The sequence below is a fragment of the Candidatus Phytoplasma sp. AldY-WA1 genome (assembly GCF_020312115.2).
Classification (GTDB): Bacteria; Bacillota_I; Bacilli_A; order Acholeplasmatales; family Acholeplasmataceae; genus Phytoplasma; species Phytoplasma vitis.
Genome location: NZ_JAHRHX020000001.1, coordinates 34,696 through 52,861 on the forward strand (window position 1 = coordinate 34,696; position 18,166 = coordinate 52,861).

The 18,166-nt window shown below is 23.8% G+C and carries 12 protein-coding genes, 1 tRNA gene, 1 rRNA gene and 1 pseudogene; all 15 read left to right on the forward strand.

Features of this window, described 5'->3' with window-relative positions:
• The first annotated feature begins 11 nt into the window (after window positions 1–11).
• The 15 genes and pseudogenes from topA to KTO59_RS00185 all read left to right on the forward strand — a co-directional run bounded on the left by topA (window position 12) and on the right by KTO59_RS00185 (window position 18,091).
• Complete coding sequence (topA, locus tag KTO59_RS00115; RefSeq protein WP_284928110.1) at window positions 12–1,961, forward strand: type I DNA topoisomerase; 1,950 nt, start codon at window positions 12–14, stop codon at window positions 1,959–1,961.
• Between the two features lie 97 nt (window positions 1,962–2,058).
• Window positions 2,059–3,015: a signal recognition particle-docking protein FtsY gene (gene ftsY, locus KTO59_RS00120; protein WP_284928111.1), complete on the forward strand. Its 957-nt coding sequence runs from the start codon at window positions 2,059–2,061 to the stop codon at window positions 3,013–3,015.
• A gap of 42 nt (window positions 3,016–3,057) precedes the next feature.
• Window positions 3,058–4,407 (forward strand): signal recognition particle protein, encoded by a 1,350-nt coding sequence (gene ffh / locus KTO59_RS00125; RefSeq protein WP_225696154.1) that lies wholly within the window; start codon window positions 3,058–3,060, stop codon window positions 4,405–4,407.
• 48 nt (window positions 4,408–4,455) lie between these two features.
• Entirely contained in the window at window positions 4,456–5,307 is an 852-nt protein-coding gene (locus KTO59_RS00130) for a 5'-3' exonuclease (RefSeq protein ID WP_225696155.1), read from the forward strand.
• Between the two features lie 133 nt (window positions 5,308–5,440).
• Window positions 5,441–7,066, forward strand: a complete 1,626-nt coding sequence (locus tag KTO59_RS00135) for an AAA family ATPase (RefSeq protein WP_284928112.1) — start codon at window positions 5,441–5,443, stop codon at window positions 7,064–7,066.
• A gap of 255 nt (window positions 7,067–7,321) precedes the next feature.
• Window positions 7,322–7,903, forward strand: coding sequence for a phosphate propanoyltransferase (pduL, locus tag KTO59_RS00140; RefSeq protein ID WP_225696122.1), 582 nt, complete (start codon window positions 7,322–7,324; stop codon window positions 7,901–7,903).
• Window positions 7,904–8,072: 169 nt separating this feature from the next.
• Window positions 8,073–9,380: an HD domain-containing protein gene (locus KTO59_RS00145; RefSeq protein ID WP_284928113.1), complete on the forward strand. Its 1,308-nt coding sequence runs from the start codon at window positions 8,073–8,075 to the stop codon at window positions 9,378–9,380.
• Window positions 9,377–10,195 carry a 16S rRNA (adenine(1518)-N(6)/adenine(1519)-N(6))-dimethyltransferase RsmA gene (gene rsmA / locus KTO59_RS00150; RefSeq protein WP_225696124.1) on the forward strand — a complete coding sequence of 273 codons (819 nt, stop codon included), beginning with the start codon at window positions 9,377–9,379 and terminating at the stop codon, window positions 10,193–10,195. Before KTO59_RS00145 ends, rsmA begins: the two co-directional genes overlap by 4 nt.
• Window positions 10,196–10,352: 157 nt before the next feature.
• Window positions 10,353–10,613, forward strand: a pseudogene (gene spoVG, locus KTO59_RS00155) (septation regulator SpoVG); the annotation flags it as partial.
• A gap of 15 nt (window positions 10,614–10,628) precedes the next feature.
• Window positions 10,629–10,982 carry a SpoVG family protein gene (locus KTO59_RS00160; protein WP_225696138.1) on the forward strand — a complete coding sequence of 118 codons (354 nt, stop codon included), beginning with the start codon at window positions 10,629–10,631 and terminating at the stop codon, window positions 10,980–10,982.
• An 80-nt stretch (window positions 10,983–11,062) separates the two neighbouring features.
• Complete coding sequence (locus tag KTO59_RS00165; RefSeq protein ID WP_284928114.1) at window positions 11,063–13,024, forward strand: heavy metal translocating P-type ATPase; 1,962 nt, start codon at window positions 11,063–11,065, stop codon at window positions 13,022–13,024.
• Window positions 13,025–13,672: 648 nt separating this feature from the next.
• On the forward strand, window positions 13,673–14,203 hold the full coding sequence (locus KTO59_RS00170; RefSeq protein ID WP_225696126.1) for a hypothetical protein: 531 nt from the start codon (window positions 13,673–13,675) through the stop codon (window positions 14,201–14,203).
• A 427-nt stretch (window positions 14,204–14,630) separates the two neighbouring features.
• Window positions 14,631–15,746 (forward strand): lipoprotein 17-related variable surface protein, encoded by a 1,116-nt coding sequence (locus KTO59_RS00175; protein ID WP_284928116.1) that lies wholly within the window; start codon window positions 14,631–14,633, stop codon window positions 15,744–15,746.
• Between the two features lie 603 nt (window positions 15,747–16,349).
• A tRNA-Tyr gene (locus KTO59_RS00180) sits at window positions 16,350–16,433 on the forward strand.
• A 123-nt stretch (window positions 16,434–16,556) separates the two neighbouring features.
• Window positions 16,557–18,091: ribosomal RNA gene (locus KTO59_RS00185) — 16S ribosomal RNA — on the forward strand.
• The last annotated feature ends 75 nt before the right edge of the window (window positions 18,092–18,166 follow it).

Consider the following 18,166-nt stretch of genomic DNA (forward strand, 5'->3'; position numbering starts at 1 on the left):
TGATTTGTGTTATGAAAAAACAAGTCGTTATTTTAGAATCTCCTTCTAAAGCTAAAACTATTAGTAGTTATTTAGGTGATGATTTTTTAGTTTTATCTTCAAAAGGACATATTAGAGATTTAGCTTTTTCAGGTCCAGAACGTTTAGGAATTGATATTAAAAATAATTTTCGTCCTGATTATATTATTATTGATAAACAAAAAAAAATACTTCAAGAATTGATTCAAAAAACAAAAAATCAAAAAGTTTTTTTAGCTATGGATCCCGATAGAGAAGGCGAAGCGATAGCTTGGCATTTATCACAAGTGTTAAATTTAGATAAAAAAGATAAAAATAGAATTTTATTTAACGAAATTACTAAAAGTGTTATTCAAAAAGCATTCAAAGTTCCTTCTGTTATTAATAAAAAATTAGTAGATTCTCAAGAAACTAGAAGAATTTTAGATAGAATTATTGGTTTCAAATTATCAGGTTTAGTAAAGAAAATTAATGCTCCATCAGCAGGAAGAGTTCAATCAGTTGCTTTAAAATTAATTGTTGAATTAGAAGAAGAACGTAAAAAATTTATTCCAGAAGAATATAATTTAATTAGAGTTCATTTTGAGAATTTTCAAGCTAATTTAGTTATTAAACCTAAGGAACATAAAATTAAAGAAGAAGAAGCACTTCAAATTTTTAATAAAATTCAAGATAAAAAATTTTTATTAGAAAGTATTAAAAATAAAAAAGTTATTAAAAAACCTCCTAAACCTTTTATTACATCTACATTGCAACAAGATGCTTTTCAAAATCTTTCTATGGGAGCTCAAAATACTATGATGACAGCTCAAAAACTTTATGAAGGTGTTGAAATAGATAATTTAAGAATTGGTTTAATAACTTATATGAGGACAGATTCTTTTAGGATTTCTGATGAATTTGGTACCAAAATAAAATCTTTTATTAAAACACAATATGGTAAAGAATTTTTAGGTAATGCTCAAACATCAAAATATAATAAAAATAAAAATATTAGTGATGCCCATGAAGCTATTAGAGTAACTGATATTAAAAGAACTCCTGAGAGCTTAAGTAAATATTTAAATAAATACGAATTTTCTTTATATAATATGATTTATGAACGTACTTTATCTAGTTTTATGTCAGATGCTGTTATTAATAAAAATCAATTTTTGTTTAAAGTAGATAAATATAATTTTTTAGCCGAAGCCAATGAAATGGTTTTTGAAGGTTATTATAAAGCTTTACAAGCTTCATTTAAAAATGTTTTTTTACCTCTTTTAGAAATCAATAAAGAATATAGTTATAAAGAGATCGAAATAATTAAAAAAATGACCACTCCACCTCCTCGTTTTACAGAAGCTTCTTTAATTAAAGAATTAGAAAACTTAAAAATAGGAAGACCTTCTACTTACGCTTTAATTATCGAGATATTAAAAAAAAGATCTTATATTATAATTGAAGATAAAAAAATGGTTTGTACTGAATTAGGAGTTTTAACTAAAGAAACTTTAGATAAATTTTTTTCTTCGATAATTAATGTAGAATATACAGCACAAATGGAAAAAAAATTAGATAAAATTTCTTCTGGTAAAGTTGATAAATTAAATTTATTAAAAGAATTTTATAATTATTTTATAGAACTTTATGATATAGCTAATCAAAAAATACAAAAATCTCAGCCTATTGTTACTGAAGAAAAATGTGATTTATGTGGGGCTTTTTTGGCAAAAAGAAAAGGTAGATACGGAGATTTTTTAGGTTGTAGTTCTTATCCAAAATGTAAAAAAATTATAAGTTTGAAAATTAAAAAAGAAGAGGTTTTTGAACAAGAAAAATGTGATTTATGTGGTGCTTTTTTGGTAAAAAGAAAAGGTAGATACGGAGATTTTTTAGGTTGTAGTTCTTATCCAAAATGTAAAAAAATTGTTAGTTTAAACTCAAATTTGAAAAAAAGATAAATAAAATAATTAAATAATGAAATTGTTTAAATATTTTTTTTATTATAATTTGGTGATTTTTTTCTTTTAAAAAAATATATAAAAAAAAGGTGTTCGTATGTTTAATTTTTTAAAAAAATTATTTAAAAAAAATCCTAAAAAAGAATTTTTTTTAGGAATTAAAAAATTAGAATATGATTTTATTCAATGGGTCGATACTGTTTTAAAAACAGAAAATATTAATTCAACTTTATTAGATGATTTAGAAATTTTATTTATTAAATCAGATATCGGAGTTAAAACTTCTTCTTTTTTAATTACACAAATTAAACAAACAATTAAAGAAAATCAAATTTCAAAATCTTCTGAATTATTACCTTTAATTAAAAATGAGATATTGTCTTTTTATCAAAAAGGCGATGACGTTCTAAAACAAAAAGATCTTTTATCGGAAAAAGATGAAACACAAGTTTTTTTATTTGTTGGTGTTAATGGAGTAGGTAAAACAACAACTATTGGAAAGCTAGCTTGTAAATATAAAAAACAAAATAAAAAAGTTTTATTAGTAGCTGGTGATACTTTTAGAGCAGGTGCTATAGAACAATTGAAGATATGGGGAGAAAAAACTAATAACGAAGTTTTTTATAAAGAAAATAATAATTCTGCTTCAAGTTTATTTTTTGAAGCTTTAACTTATGCCAAAAATAAAGATTTTGATATAATTTTATGTGATACCTCTGGAAGATTAGAAAATAAAGTTAATTTAATGAAAGAATTAGAAAAAGTTAAAAAAGTTATTCAAAAAATATATCCTAAAGCTCCACATAAAACTTTTTTAATTTTAGATGCTATGATTGGACAAAACGGATTAAAACAAGTAGAATTATTCAATAAAACAGTTTCTTTAAGTGATATTATTTTAACTAAATTTGATGGAATCGCTAAAGGCGGATTAATTTTAACTATTAAACATATTTATAATTTACCAACTAAATATATAGGTATCGGAGAAAAAGAAGATGATTTAATATTTTTCGATATTAATCAGTATATTGATGCTTTATTTGGTAATTAGTTTTTTAAGATTAAAATTAATAAGAAGAGGAGTAAAAATAAAATGAGCTTTTTAAGCGACGGTTTTTCTAAAATTATAAATAAAATCAGAGGAAAAAAATTTATTAGTTCTCAAGATATTGAAACGATAATGAAAGAAATTCGTTTATCTTTACTTGAAGCCGATGTAAGTTACGAAGTTATTACTGAATTTAATGAATTAATAAAGCAAAAAACTTTAGGACAAGAAGTTCTTAAAGGAATTAAACCTCAAGAACAAGTTATTAAAATTATAAAAGATATTTTGACAATTATTTTAGGTCATAAAAATACCGCTTTAAGTTTAGATAAAAAATTAAATATTATTCTTTTGATGGGATTACAAGGAAGCGGAAAAACTACAACTGCTGGTAAATTATCTTTTTGGATTAAAAAGAAAATGCAAAAAAAAGTTTTATTAATTGCCGCTGATATCTATAGATTTGGAGCTGTAGAACAGTTAAAATCTATTGGGGAAAAGATAGGTATCGAAGTTTTTAATCAAAAAGATAAAAAAGTTTTGGATATTGTTGAAAATGGTATAAAATATGCTGAACAAAATAATTTTGATGTAGTTATTGTTGATACAGCAGGACGTTTGACTATTGATACCGAAATGATAGAAGAAATAAAAAATATTAAACAAAAAGTTAATACGTCTGATGTATTAATTGTAGCTGATTCTCTTTTAGGTCAACAGTCTGTGAATATAGCTAAGAGTTTTCATGAACAAATAGGAGCTACAGGGATTATTTTAACTAAAATGGATTCTGATACTAAAGGTGGAGCTGCTTTATCGATGAAGTATATCACTAAGTTACCTATTAAATTTACTTCTTCTTCAGAAAAACATAACGATGATAATTTTGAAATTTTTTATCCAGAACGTATGGCTTCTAGAATATTAGATATGGGTGATATTTTAACTTTAATTGATAATGTAGAAGATAAAATAAATACAAAACAAGATAAAGAAGTTTTAGATAGAATTTTACAAGAAGATTATAATTATAATGATTTAATAAAACAACTTAAGTTGTTAAAAAAATTAGGTTCTATGAGTAAAATGTTAAGTTTTATTCCAGGGATCAATTCTAAAATCAAAAAAATGCCTTTTTTAGAAAATGATGTTATTTTAAAATTTCAAGCTATTATTCAAAGTATGACCAAAGAAGAAAGATTGAAACCTAAATTAATCGAAAATAATAATAGAAGAAGAACTAGAATCGTTAAAGGTTCAGGAAGTGAACCAACTGACATTAGTCATTTAATAGAATTTATTAAAAAACAAAAACAAATATCTAAACAAATGAAGAATTTAGATTTAAATGATTTAAATAATCCTGAAGATTTATTGAGTAAATTTTTAAATTAAAAATGATTTTTTCGTTTATAAATATTTGTTTTGGAGATGAAATAAAAAATGCGTAAATTAGTTTTAGTAGATGGTAATTCTTTGGTTTTTCGAGCTTATTATGCTACTTATTATAAAAACAAAAAATTAATGCAAAATAAAGAAGGACAAGATGTAAATGCATTAATAGTTTTTATAAACATGTTTAGAAAAATTTTGGAACAAACTGAAGATTATATTTGTGTCGCTTTTGATTCTAAATATAAAACATATAGACATAAACTTTACGAAGGATATAAACAAAGTCGTGTTAAAACTCCTGAATCTTTGATTAATCAAATTTTTTTAATTAAAGAATATTTAACTTTGTCAGGCATACATCATTGTTCACAAGATGGTTACGAAGCGGACGATATTATCGGAACTATTGCAAAACAAGCAGGAAGAAATAATATTTCTGTTCTTATTTTTTCTAGTGATAAAGATTTTCTTCAATTAATAGATTCTAATATTACAGTTTGTTTAATTAAACAAGGTTTAAAAAATGTTATTTATTATGATTCTCAAACATTAGAAAAAGAATTTTGTTTGAGGCCTAATCAAATGATTGATTTTAAAAGTATAACAGGAGATATTTCGGATAATATTAAAGGAGTTCCTTCGATAGGACCTAAAACAGCTTTGAAATTATTGAATCAATTTGATAATTTAGAAAATATTTTTGATAATTTAAATAATTTAAATTTAAAAATAAAATCTAAATTAATTCAATTCAAAAAAGAAGTTTTGTTAAATCGTCATTTAGTTATTATTAATAAATCAGTTCCTTTATCTTTTGATTATACTCAAACTAAAATTCAAAAAAAACCATTTTCTGTATTATATAATTTTTTACAAAAATATAAATTAAAACAAAATTAAATCTTTTAAAAATATAAAAAAATTTTAATTTTCATTCAAAATTTTTTTATATTTTTTGTTTAAATGATTTTAATAAGTTGTTTTAAAAATATATTTTTATTGATAAAATAAAATATAAAAGGAGAGATATAAAATGAATTGGCAACCACAAATCTTTGAAAACCCTCAAGAAAATAGACCGACACCACCACCATTATTTCCTAAAAAAAGAAAATTTAAATATTATTTATCAATAGTTCAAATAATTGTTAATATTATTTTTTATGTTTTAATGATTTTCTTTTTTTCTTTGGGTATTCATGCAATGTTAAATATTAAAAATAGTGATTTGCCGATCAATTCAGATAAAGAATGGGCTAAAGATAAAATAATTAAAGACAATAATCTTACAATTAAAGAAGATTTTCAGAGTTCTGAGTCTTTTAAAAAAGACATGGAGGAATTAATAACAAATATTGACAACCAAAATAAAGATATTCCTAGAGGATTTTTGTTACATGGGCCGCCCGGGACAGGAAAGACTTATTTAGCTAAGTGTTTAGCTGGTTCTTTGAAACAAAAAGCATCTTTTTATGTTGTTAATGGTTCTGAATTTGTAGAAAAATATGTAGGTGTAGGATCTTCTCGTATCAGAAATCTTTTTAAAACAGCTAGAGAAACAGCTTTTAATAAGGGTCAAAGTTATTTTTTTATTTTTATTGATGAAATAGATTCTATAGGCAGAAAAAGAAGTTCAGAAGGAAATGCAAATATCGAAATAGAAAATAGTTTGAACGCTTTATTATCAGAAATTGATGGTTTTAATTCTGGAGAGGGTAAAAGTAAACCTCCTTATGGAATTGTTTTTGGCTCTACCAACAGAAAAGACTTGTTAGATGAAGCTCTTATTAGAGAAGGACGTTTAGGAAAACATATTTATTTAGGTTATCCTAATCAGGATGATATTAAAAATATTCTTGAATATTTTATTGGCAAAAATAAAAGTAAATTTGCACTTCTTAGTCCAGAAGACAAAACAGAATTATCTCATTTTTTATCAAAAAATCATTCTACTGCTCCAGACATTAATTCTTTGATAAAAGAAGCAAAAAAATTAACCAATACATCAGTAACAAAAGATAATTTTTATGATGCTTGGGATGAAGTAGTTTTAGGACCTAAAAATACAGTTATTAAAGATGAATTAGATAAAAATAGAATTATTAACCATGAATTAGGACATGCTGTTGTAGCTAGAGCTTTTAACTTTAATGTAAATCGTATTAATGTCGAGTCGAGAGGTGATAAAGGCGGTTATACATTATTTTTTCCTGATAAAGATAGCAAGTTATTAACTCGTGATGATTTTCTTAAACAAATTATTATATTGTTAGGTGGAAGAGCGGCCGAATCAATTTTTTGCGATTCTGTTAGTATAGGTTCTTATGATGATTTACAAAAAGCTAAAATAATTGCTTCGAACATGATAGAAAAATTTGGAATGTTAAGTTCTGAAGGTCAAGATAATAAAGATTTAAAAGTAGCAGTTGAGGAATCTAAAGATAAAGAACAACAAATTGCCTTAATTATTAATAAATATTATAATAAAGCTCGGGAAATTATCAAAAATTATACACAAGAATCATATAATAAGCAAAAATGGAGTTCTTTAAAAAAATTATTACAAAATTCTCCATATAAAATAAATAATAAACAATTTGAAGATGCTGAAGGCAAATTTTTTGAATATGCTGAAGGCAAATTTTTTGAAGATGATTAAGGCAAATTTTATGTTTTTGATAATTTTCAATTTTAAATTTAATTAATTAAGATTTAAATTAAATTATTGATTTTATTTACCTTATTATATAATTTAAATATGATAATGATTTTTTTGATTATTTGTATATAATTTAATAAAAATAATTATTATTAAAATTGTAATGACTTTTTTATTAAATAAATAATATTAATTAAATCATTTGAATTAAACAAAATAAAAATAAATTAAATAGAAATTAGGACATGTGAATTTATGAATTTAATACCAATAGGAATTTCAGGAAGACATGCGCATTTATCTCAAGAAACGCTTGATATTTTATTCGGTTCCACAAATTATAAATTAACTTTTTGTAAAAATTTAAAACAAAAAGGACAATTTGCTTCCGAAGAAAAAATTGATGTTATGAGTCCATCAGGACAAATTTTAAAAAATGTTCGTATTTTAGGTCCTGTAAGAAAATCAGATCAAGTAGAAATAAGCCAAAGTGATAGTTTAAGACTTAAAATACAAGTTCCTGTTAGATCTTCAGGAGATATTAAAGGTTCTGCTCCGGCTATTTTAATAGGGCCTAAAGGTAAAGTCGAAATTAAAGAAGGCATAATTATAGCTGATAGACATATTCATTTTTCGCCACAAGAAGCCAAGGAATTTAATGTTGTAGATAAACAAGTAGTCAATATTAAAATTGATGGTATTAAATCCGGCATTTTAGGAAATGTTTTATGTCGTGTAGATGAAAGTTTTTCATTAGAATGTCATTTAGATACTGATGACGCAAGCGCTTTTTTGTTAAAAACAGGTGATTCAGGACAATTGATTTTCGAAATTTAAATTATTTAAATATTCTTATTTAATAAATAAAAATTTTTTAAAATTTTTATTATAATATACATAATAAAGAATTAATTTATATATTCGATTTTGTTCAATTTTTAGAAAAGTTTTAGATTTGAATGAGATAATAATTAGGATGATTTATCAGAAAGAAGTTTATTAAATATTGACTAATAATAAAAATAACACAACATTTGCAGAATATCAAAGACCTAAAAAATTAAAAAAACCTGAAGTTTTTAATGATGCTATTTATGGTTATATATATATTGATTATGATTTTTTAGAACAATTAATTAATACTTTTCCTATGCAAAGATTGAGGAGAATTAAACAATTGAGTTTTGTCAATATTGTTTTCAGTTGTGGCGAAAATTCTCGTTTTATTCATAGTTTAGGAGTTTATGAATTAGCTAGAAGATTTTTAGACAAAAATAATAATATTTTAAAAGGCATATTTACTCATAGAGATCAAATGCTTTTATTAACTACAGCTTTATTACATGATGTAGGCCATGGTTCTTATTCTCATGTTTTTGAGGAAATTTTCGAAACTAATCATGAAAAAAAAAGTGCAGAAATAATTGAAAAACATTCTCAGATTGTTGATATTTTAGATAAACTAGATCTTGATTTTAAATATGATGTCGCTTCTATAATTAAAAAAGAAAATAAATTTAAGTTGATTGAACAACTTTTAACAAGTCAATTAGATTTCGATCGTTTAGATTATTTAAAAAGAGATGCTTTTTTTGTGGGTGTAAGCTATGGTTATATTGATTCCGAACGTTTAATTAGGAGTATGGAAATAGATAAAAAAAATAATAATATTGTGTTCAAAAAAAGCAATATTTCTGTTATAGAAAATTATTTAATTAGTCGTTATCATATGCATTCTATAGTATATAATCATTCGAAAGTATTAGGATTTTCAGTTATTTTTAGAAACATTTTTAAAAGACTTCTTTGTTTATTAAAAGGAAATTATAAATTCCAAATAGATAAGGAAAATAATTCTAATAGTATTCTTTCTATTTTAAGAAAATTTCAGAAAAATCGTGATGATATTCAAGCTTATTTGGATATTGATGATTTTTATATAAATACTTTAATCTTTTATTTAAAAGATGAAAAAGATCAAATTTTATCTGATTTATGTTTTGATTTTTTAAATCGTAAGATTTGGAGTTGTTTAGAAAATAATTCTAAAAAAAATAAAGAACAAATTGAAAAAATTAATAATTATTATGGTGATAATAAAGAATATTATACTTATGACAAAGATATTTCGTTTATTATTTATAATAATAAGGATGAGAATATTGGTGAAAGTATTTTGATTTATAAAAAAAATAAATCACAATTTAAAGTTTTTAGTAAAGAATCGCCTATTATTAATAATGTTGTCTTAAATAAAAAATCAGAAAAAAAACAAAATAAATCAAAATTTTTTTATAGAGAATATCAAGAATGAAACAAAAACATATATTTAAAAAAAAATATGGACAAAATTTTTTAAGTGATGTTAATTTATTAAAAAATATTATCCAAAAAGCTGATTTAGAGAATAAAAATGTTGTTGAAATTGGTCCTGGTAAAGGTATTTTAACTCGTTTAATATTACCTAAAGCTAAAAAAGTTTTAGCTTATGAAATTGATTCTGATTTAAAGATTTTTTTAGATTTTGATGAAGAATCTAAAATTAATATTATTTATGATGATGTTTTATCACGTGATTTATTAGAAGATTTTAAAAAATATTTTCAAAAAGAAGAAATAGTTTTGATCGGCAATTTGCCTTATTCTATTTCTACTCCTCTTTTATTTAAGATTTTATTTATACCTCAAATCAAAACTTTTACTATTATGATTCAAAAAGAAGTAGGGTTGAGGATTATATCTAAGGAAAAAGAAAAAAATTATAACGCTTTAAGTGTTTTAGTTCAATCTTTAACTCGTATTATTAAAATAAAAGTAATAAAAAAAAATATGTTTTTTCCACAACCTAAAGTTGATGGTATTGTTTTGAGATTTGATAAATTGGATTTGAATAATGAAGAAAAAGAATTTATTGAAAAAGATTTTTATCGATTTGTTAAAGCTGCTTTTCAGCAAAAAAGAAAAAATTTACTTAATAACTTAAGTAAAAATTTTGATATTGATAAAAATGAAATTTTAAATTTTTTTCAAAAATATAATATTTCTAAAAATATTAGAGCTGAAGAAATTAGTATTTCAAGATTTAAAGAAATAACAATGCTTTTTTTAAATTTTTTTAATTTTAAATAGAAATTAAAAAAATTAAAAAATATAAAGTTATATAAAATATTAAAATAAAAGATGTTATTTTTTAATAAATATGTTAACATACTTTATAGTATTAAAATTATATTTAATTAAATATAAAATAAGATAAATTATTAATAAGGGATAAATATATATTAAAATGCAAGTTACTTACGTAAGAATAAATTTATATACTAATAAAAATAGATTAAAAGCTATCGCTTCTATTACATTAAATAATTGTTTTGTAGTTCATAATATTAAAGTTATAGAAGGTGAAAAAGGTCTTTTTATCGCAATGCCAAGTACAAAAAATTCCAAAGGAATTTATGTAGATATTGCTCATCCTATCAATAGAGAAACAAGACAAATGATTGAAGAGAAAGTTAACAAAGCTTTCCAAGAAATGGTTGATAAAGAAGAAAGTAAAATGGAAATGGGAACATTTGAAAATAAAGATAGTCAAAGCAATTTTCAAGTTACAAATGTTAAAGTCAATTTATATCCTAACAGTAAAACTAGATTAAGAGGAAAAGCTTCTATTACATTAAATGATTGTTTTGTAGTTCATGGTATTAAAATTATCGAAGGCGAAAGAAGTTTATTTATCGCAATGCCAAGTACAAAAAATTCTAAAGGTGTTTATATAGATATTGCTCATCCAATTACTCAAGAAACAAGACAGATGATCGAAGAAAAATGTAAAAAAGTTTTCCAAGAAGTAACAGAAAATAATTTTCAATCAGAAGGAAATGAACAAATAGAGGATGATTTTCAATCAGTTTCATAGAAAATAAATTTTTAAAAAACAAAATTGTTTTTAAAATAGTGATTTTATAAATTCTTTAGAAAGATAATATTATAGTTATAATGAATAGTACTTTGAAAGAAAAAGAATTTGAAAGTCATAAAAAATTTATTTATTTATTTTTTATAGGTATTTTATTTTATTTTTTATTTTTTCTTCCTTTAGATTTTGGAATTACTTTTGGAATGGATGATTCAAAATTAAATTTTTTCAAAATATTTTTAACAATTTTGATTTTATTTTTAACTGGATACCCAGTTATTAAAGAAGGTTTGATTAAAACTTACGAACAAACAAAGAAAAATCGAAAATTAACTTTTAATGTTCATATTTTAATGATTTTGGTTTCTTTTTTGTCTTTTTTTATGAAACATTATAATGAATCTATTTTATTGATTATTATTTTCGGAGGAGCTCATTTTTTAGAAGAATATGTCGAAAATAAAAATCAAAAGGATATAAAGAAACTTTTAGATATAAAACCAAAAAAAGCTAGATTATTAAAACAAAATAATGATTACGAATTGATAGATGTTTCTGATTTAAAAATAGGCGATCGAGTTATGGTTTTGAATGGTGAACAAATACCTTCTGATGGTGTTATTGTATTAGGTCATTCTTCTATAGACGAATCGGCTATTACAGGTGAAAGTATTCCTTTAGAAAAAAAAAAAGGTGATAAAGTTTTCGGTAGCAATTTGAATTTAAGTAATACTTTGATAGTTGAAATTACTCAAACTGAAGATAAAACTATTTTTTCTGAAATAATTCGATTAACTGAAAAAATTCAAAACAATGTTTCTAAAAAAGCTTCTTTTATTAATAAAATAGCTCCTGTATATATTAAATTAATTATATTTGCTATTTTAGGGTTTATTGTTGTATCTGGAACATATAATTATTATTTTTATCATGAAGTAAAGTTTAAAGAAATTTTATTGAAAAGTATGATTTTTTTAACTGTTGCTGCTCCATGCGCTTTAGCTGTTGCTGATATACCAGCTACTCTTTCGGCTATTTCTAATTTAGCTAAAAAAGGAGTTTTATTAAAAAATGGAAAATCTTTAGGTATTTTATCTGAGGTTCAAACTATTGTTTTTGATAAAACAGGCACTTTAACGCAAGGAAAAATTGAAGTTCAAGAAGTTTTTTTTAATTCAGAAATATTAGAAAACGAAAGAAAACAATATTTAGATATTTTATGGACGATAGAAAAAGATTCAAATCATCCGATAGCTTTTTCAATACAAAAATATTTAAAAGAAAATTTTGATTTAAATTTTTCTTTAAAATTAAAAACTACTAATTTAATTGGAGTCGGTATTGAAGCTTTTGATAAAAAAGATAATCATTATAAAATAGCTAAATATAATATTTTTGAAAAAGTTCCTACTGAAATAGAAGAAAAAACTCAAGAATTTTTGAATCAAGGTCAAACAGTTATATATTTTAGCCATAATGATAAAATTATTATGATTATTACTATAATTGATATAGTTCGTAATGAATCTAAAGAAATGATTGATTATTTTAATAAAAATAATGTTAATACTATTATGCTGACAGGCGATAACAAGCAAGTAGCAGAAGCTATTTCTTCTGATTTGAATTTGAATTATTTTTTTTCTAATTGTTTGCCAAAAGATAAAGTTAAATATATTAACGAAATGAAAGAAAAAAAACATATTGTTGCTATGGTTGGTGATGGAGTTAATGATTCTCCAGCTTTAGCTACTTCTGATATTTCAATAACTTTACAAGAAGGTAGTGATGTTGTTATTGATATTGCGGATATTGTTTTAGTTAAAAATGATTTAAGAAAAATAATATATGCACATAAGTTGTCTAAAAAATTAAATAAAGTAGTATGGCAAAATATTATATTCGCTTTTTTTATTATAATAGTATTTTTTTTAATTAATATTTTCTTTCAATTACCTTTACCTATAGCAGTTATTGCTCATGAAGGAAGTACTTTATTAGTTATTTTTAATTGTTTAAGATTAAGAAATGATATCGAATAAAAAAAACCATTAAATATTTAATTATAAATATAGCTTAGTTATTCATTAACTAAGTTTTTTTTATAATTAATTTGCTAATTTTAATTATAATAAAGGTAATAAGAATATTTAATTTGTATTTTAAGTTGAATAAAGTATAAATTTTAATTATAAAATATATAAAATCAAAATTTTATATATTTACTTATAAATAATTAATGTGTCGTTTATGATAATAAAAAAAATAAAAAAATAGATAGCAAATTTTAATGAAATATATAGGTTTAATTTTAAGAATATATGAATTACCTAAATATATAAAAAGAACATTGTTTAAAGGTTAATAAAATGACTTTTAGAACTATTTGTTTATGAGAATATAGTTTAGGAAACTTGCTTTTACGTTTTAGATGCGGAGACCAGTTTGCAATAAAATCGATAAATACAAATACTAGACATAAACGCATCTTTATTTTAAAAATAATTAATAACCAAAATATAAAAAATACTTACATATAAAAATTAGTTATCTTTTAATAATAAATAAATTATTATTAAAAGATAAGATTAAAAAAATATATTTTAAAATAATTATTTAATTTTATTAAGTTTAATATTAAAAATTATTTAATATTTTTTAAAAAAAATAAAAAGAAATGATTTTCGCAAATGAGAATATTACCTTATGAACTTTATCCATATAGTTCTGATTTATCCTTATGTGCTCTCAGAAAAGAGTTTGGAATGTATGATTATTGTTTAAATAATAAAAAAAACAATAAAGCTATGGAACTTTTTTTAAAAAAAGGCCGAAGTTATTTTAATTTATCTATTTATCAATGGATTCAAGAAATGAAAAAAAGAAAACATTATGTCAATAGTTTTCATTTGTTTTATGCATTGAATAATAAATATCAAATTATTGAAACAGATTTATTTTTAATTTTAGAATGTTGTATCCAATGGGAAATAAAATCTTTTGTCCCTTATAATACTAATTTGACTTGGTATCAAATTTTTATTAAGATTGCTAAATTAAGAACAGTTAATATTGAACAATTAGATTTAGTACTTTATAATCAACTTTTTCAATGGTATAAAGTTAATTTTATGCGTTTAAACAAGCAAGGTTCTTTAAAACCTTATCAACTGGATATGGCTAAAGTTATAAAATATTTTAGTAAATTATTAAATTTTTAATTTTAATTTATAAAGTTTAACTAATGTAAGTTAAACTTTATTTTTTTAGAAAATAAATTTTTTTTGAATAAAAATTTTATTTTCTAAAATAACTATTTAAAACTTCAAATTAATTTGATTATTTAATACTTTTTTAAACTAAGAAAATATTTTATGAATTAAAAGGTATCTAAATTTTGAAAAAATATCAAAAAAGTATTTTTTTATTGTTATTATTAATTATAAAATGATCAAAACGATAAAAGATGATTTCATTATTTTAATATAAAAAATTTTTATCATAATATTTTTTTCAGAATTTATAAATTATTCAATTTTTTTTGTTTTTTTTTATTGTAAAATTAATATGTAGAAGTAATTTTATATAAATTATTCTCACAATTTTGAAAATATATTTCGAACATATTGAATTAGATAGGAAAACAAAATGATAGAAAAACAAATGAATAGAAAAATTAATATTCAAAGTTTTATATCTTTAATTTTTGTTTTTATGTTTTTATTTTTAAATGTTTTTTATTTAACACAAATCAAAGCTGTTCAGACTTTGAGTGATGTTTTATCGACAAAAGAATTAGGGTCAATCCTAATTGAAGGCACAACGATTACCAAAGAAGAAATTATAAGTCAAATTAAAGAAAAAAATAACGATTTAAAAAATAAAAATTTACAAATAGTAGGTGAACCAACTGAAACTAAAGCTAAAGTTAAATCTAATGATTTTCAAGGTGAAGTAGAAGTTACTTTTACTGTTAAGAAAAAAGAAGTTTCAAAAGTTGCATTATCTACTGTTTTAAAAACTACAAAATTAGGTGAAATTACATCTAAAGATTTAAAAGCTACTAAAGAAGAAATTATAAGTCAAATTAAAGAAAAAAATAACGATTTAAAAAATAAAAATTTACAAATAGTAGGTGAACCAACTGAAACTAAAGCTAAAGTTAAATCTAATGATTTTCAAGGTGAAGTAGAAGTTACTTTTACTGTTAAGAAAAAAGAAGTTTCAAAAGTTGCATTATCTACTGTTTTAAAAAATAAAAAATTAGGTGAAATTACATCTAAAGAAGAAATTATAAGTCAAATTAAAGAAAAAAATAACGATTTAAAAAATAAAAATTTACAAATAGTAGGTGAACCAACTGAAACTAAAGCTACAGTTAAATCTGATGATTTTCAAGGCGAAGCAGAAGTTGATTTTACTGTTCAACAAAAAGAAGTTTCAAAAGATACATTATCTACTGTTTTAAAAACTAAAAAATTAGGTGAAATTACATCTAAAGATAAAGAAGAAATTATAAGTCAAATTAAAGAAAAAAATAACGATTTAAAAAATCAAAATTTACAAATAGTAGGTGAACCAACTGAAACTAGAGCTAAAGTTAAATCTAATGATTTTCAAGGCGAAGCAGAAGTTGAGTTTACTGTTAAGAAAAAAAGTTTTTTTAGTTTATTTACGATAGCTATTATTTTAAGTATAGGTGTAGCATCTTTAGTTTTATTAGGTTATTATTTTTATGAAAAAAACAATAAAAAAATAGATTAAAATTTATTTTGAGTATATTTTAGATCGAATAATTAATTTTTTAATTATTCGATTTTTTTATATAAATAATTGTGAGTTTTTTATTGATTTATTTTGAAATCAAAATATAATATTAATTGTGTTTTCAAGAATTAAATAAAATTATCGAAATTTAATTTTTTATATTGAAATTAAAGTTGTTAGTTAAGAATTTAAAAGCTTATTAATAATTTTTTGTATATATAAAGTTCGAAAATAATTTATTTTGTATTTTATTAAAAAAAATTAATTAAAAATATTTTTTTACAATAAAATAAAATATTTTTTTGTATAATAATAAAGTTAAATTAATTTTATAAAAAAATAAATTTTATAATTTATTTTTGATAAATATTTAATTTTTATGAAATTTATAAATTAAAAATATATAAGAAAGTTGTGTATTTGTAATTATAAATTTTTGATTTTTTTTAAAGAAAATAAAACATTTTTAATTATAATTTAGTATAATTATAAATGTTATGAAAAATTTATTTTAATTTATTTATTTGTTATAAATTATGTTAAAATTATTTGTAGTTTTTTTGGATAAAAAAATTATTTTTTTGATTTATTTTATGTATCGGAGGGGTAGCGAAGTGGCTAAACGCATCAGTCTGTAAAACTGCTCCGTAAGGTACGATGGTTCGAATCCATCCCCCTTCACCATTTAATATTTTTTTATCTTATTTATTTAAAAATTTGTGTTTTTGAAAACTGAAGATGATATTTTAATATTAATTTTTAATTAATAAAAACAGAATTTTTGTTATTAAAATATCAAAAATTTTATAAACCAAGAGTTTGATCCTGGCTCAGGATGAACGCTGGCGGCGCGCCTAATACATGCAAGTCGAACGGAGACCCTTCAAAAGGTCTTAGTGGCGAACGGGTGAGTAACACGTAAGTAACCTACCTTTAAGACGAGGATAACAATCGGAAACGGTTGCTAAGACTGGATAGGAAACAGAAAGGCATCTTTTTGTTTTTAAAAGACCTTCTTCGGAGGGTATGCTTAAAGAGGGGCTTGCGCCACATTAGTTAGTTGGTGAGGTAAAGGCTTACCAAGATTATGATGTGTAGCTGGACTGAGAGGTTGAACAGCCACATTGGGACTGAGACACGGCCCAAACTCCTACGGGAGGCAGCAGTAGGGAATTTTCGGCAATGGAGGAAACTCTGACCGAGCGACGCCGCGTGAACGATGAAGTATTTCGGTATGTAAAGTTCTTTTATTGAAGAAGAAAAAATAGTGGAAAAACTATCTTGACGTTATTCAATGAATAAGCCCCGGCTAACTATGTGCCAGCAGCCGCGGTAAGACATAGGGGGCGAGCGTTATCCGGAATTATTGGGCGTAAAGGGTGCGTAGGCGGTTAGATAAGTCTATAATTTAATTTCAGTGCTTAACGCTGTCTTGTTATAGAAACTGTCTTGACTAGAGTGAGATAGAGGCAAGCGGAATTCCATGTGTAGCGGTAAAATGTGTAAATATATGGAGGAACACCAGAAGCGTAGGCGGCTTGCTGGGTCTTTACTGACGCTGAGGCACGAAAGCGTGGGGAGCAAACAGGATTAGATACCCTGGTAGTCCACGCTGTAAACGATGAGTACTAAGTGTCGGGGGTAACCTCGGTACTGAAGTTAACACATTAAGTACTCCGCCTGAGTAGTACGTACGCAAGTATGAAACTTAAAGGAATTGACGGGACTCCGCACAAGCGGTGGATCATGTTGTTTAATTCGAAGATACACGAAAAACCTTACCAGGTCTTGACATACTCTGCAAAGCTATAGAAATATAGTGGAGGTTATCAGGGATACAGGTGGTGCATGGTTGTCGTCAGTTCGTGTCGTGAGATGTTAGGTTAAGTCCTAAAACGAACGCAACCCCTGTCGCTAGTTGCCAGCACGTAATGGTGGGGACTTTAGCGAGACTGCCAATTAAACATTGGAGGAAGGTGGGGATAACGTCAAATCATCATGCCCCTTATGATCTGGGCTACAAACGTGATACAATGGCTATTACAAAGAGTAGCTGAAACGCGAGTTTTTAGCCAATCTCAAAAAGGTAGTCTCAGTACGGATTGAAGTCTGCAACTCGACTTCATGAAGCTGGAATCGCTAGTAATCGCGAATCAGCATGTCGCGGTGAATACGTTCTCGGGGTTTGTACACACCGCCCGTCAAACCACGAAAGTTAGCAATACCCGAAAGCAGTGGCTTAACTTCGCAAGAAGAGGGAGCTGTCTAAGGTAGGGTTGATGATTGGGGTTAAGTCGTAACAAGGTATCCTTACCGGAAGGTGAGGATGGATCACCTCCTTTCTAAGGACATACATATAAAAATCATCATCTTCAGTTTTGAAAGACTTAGGTTAAAATATAAGTTTTTCTTTTTAT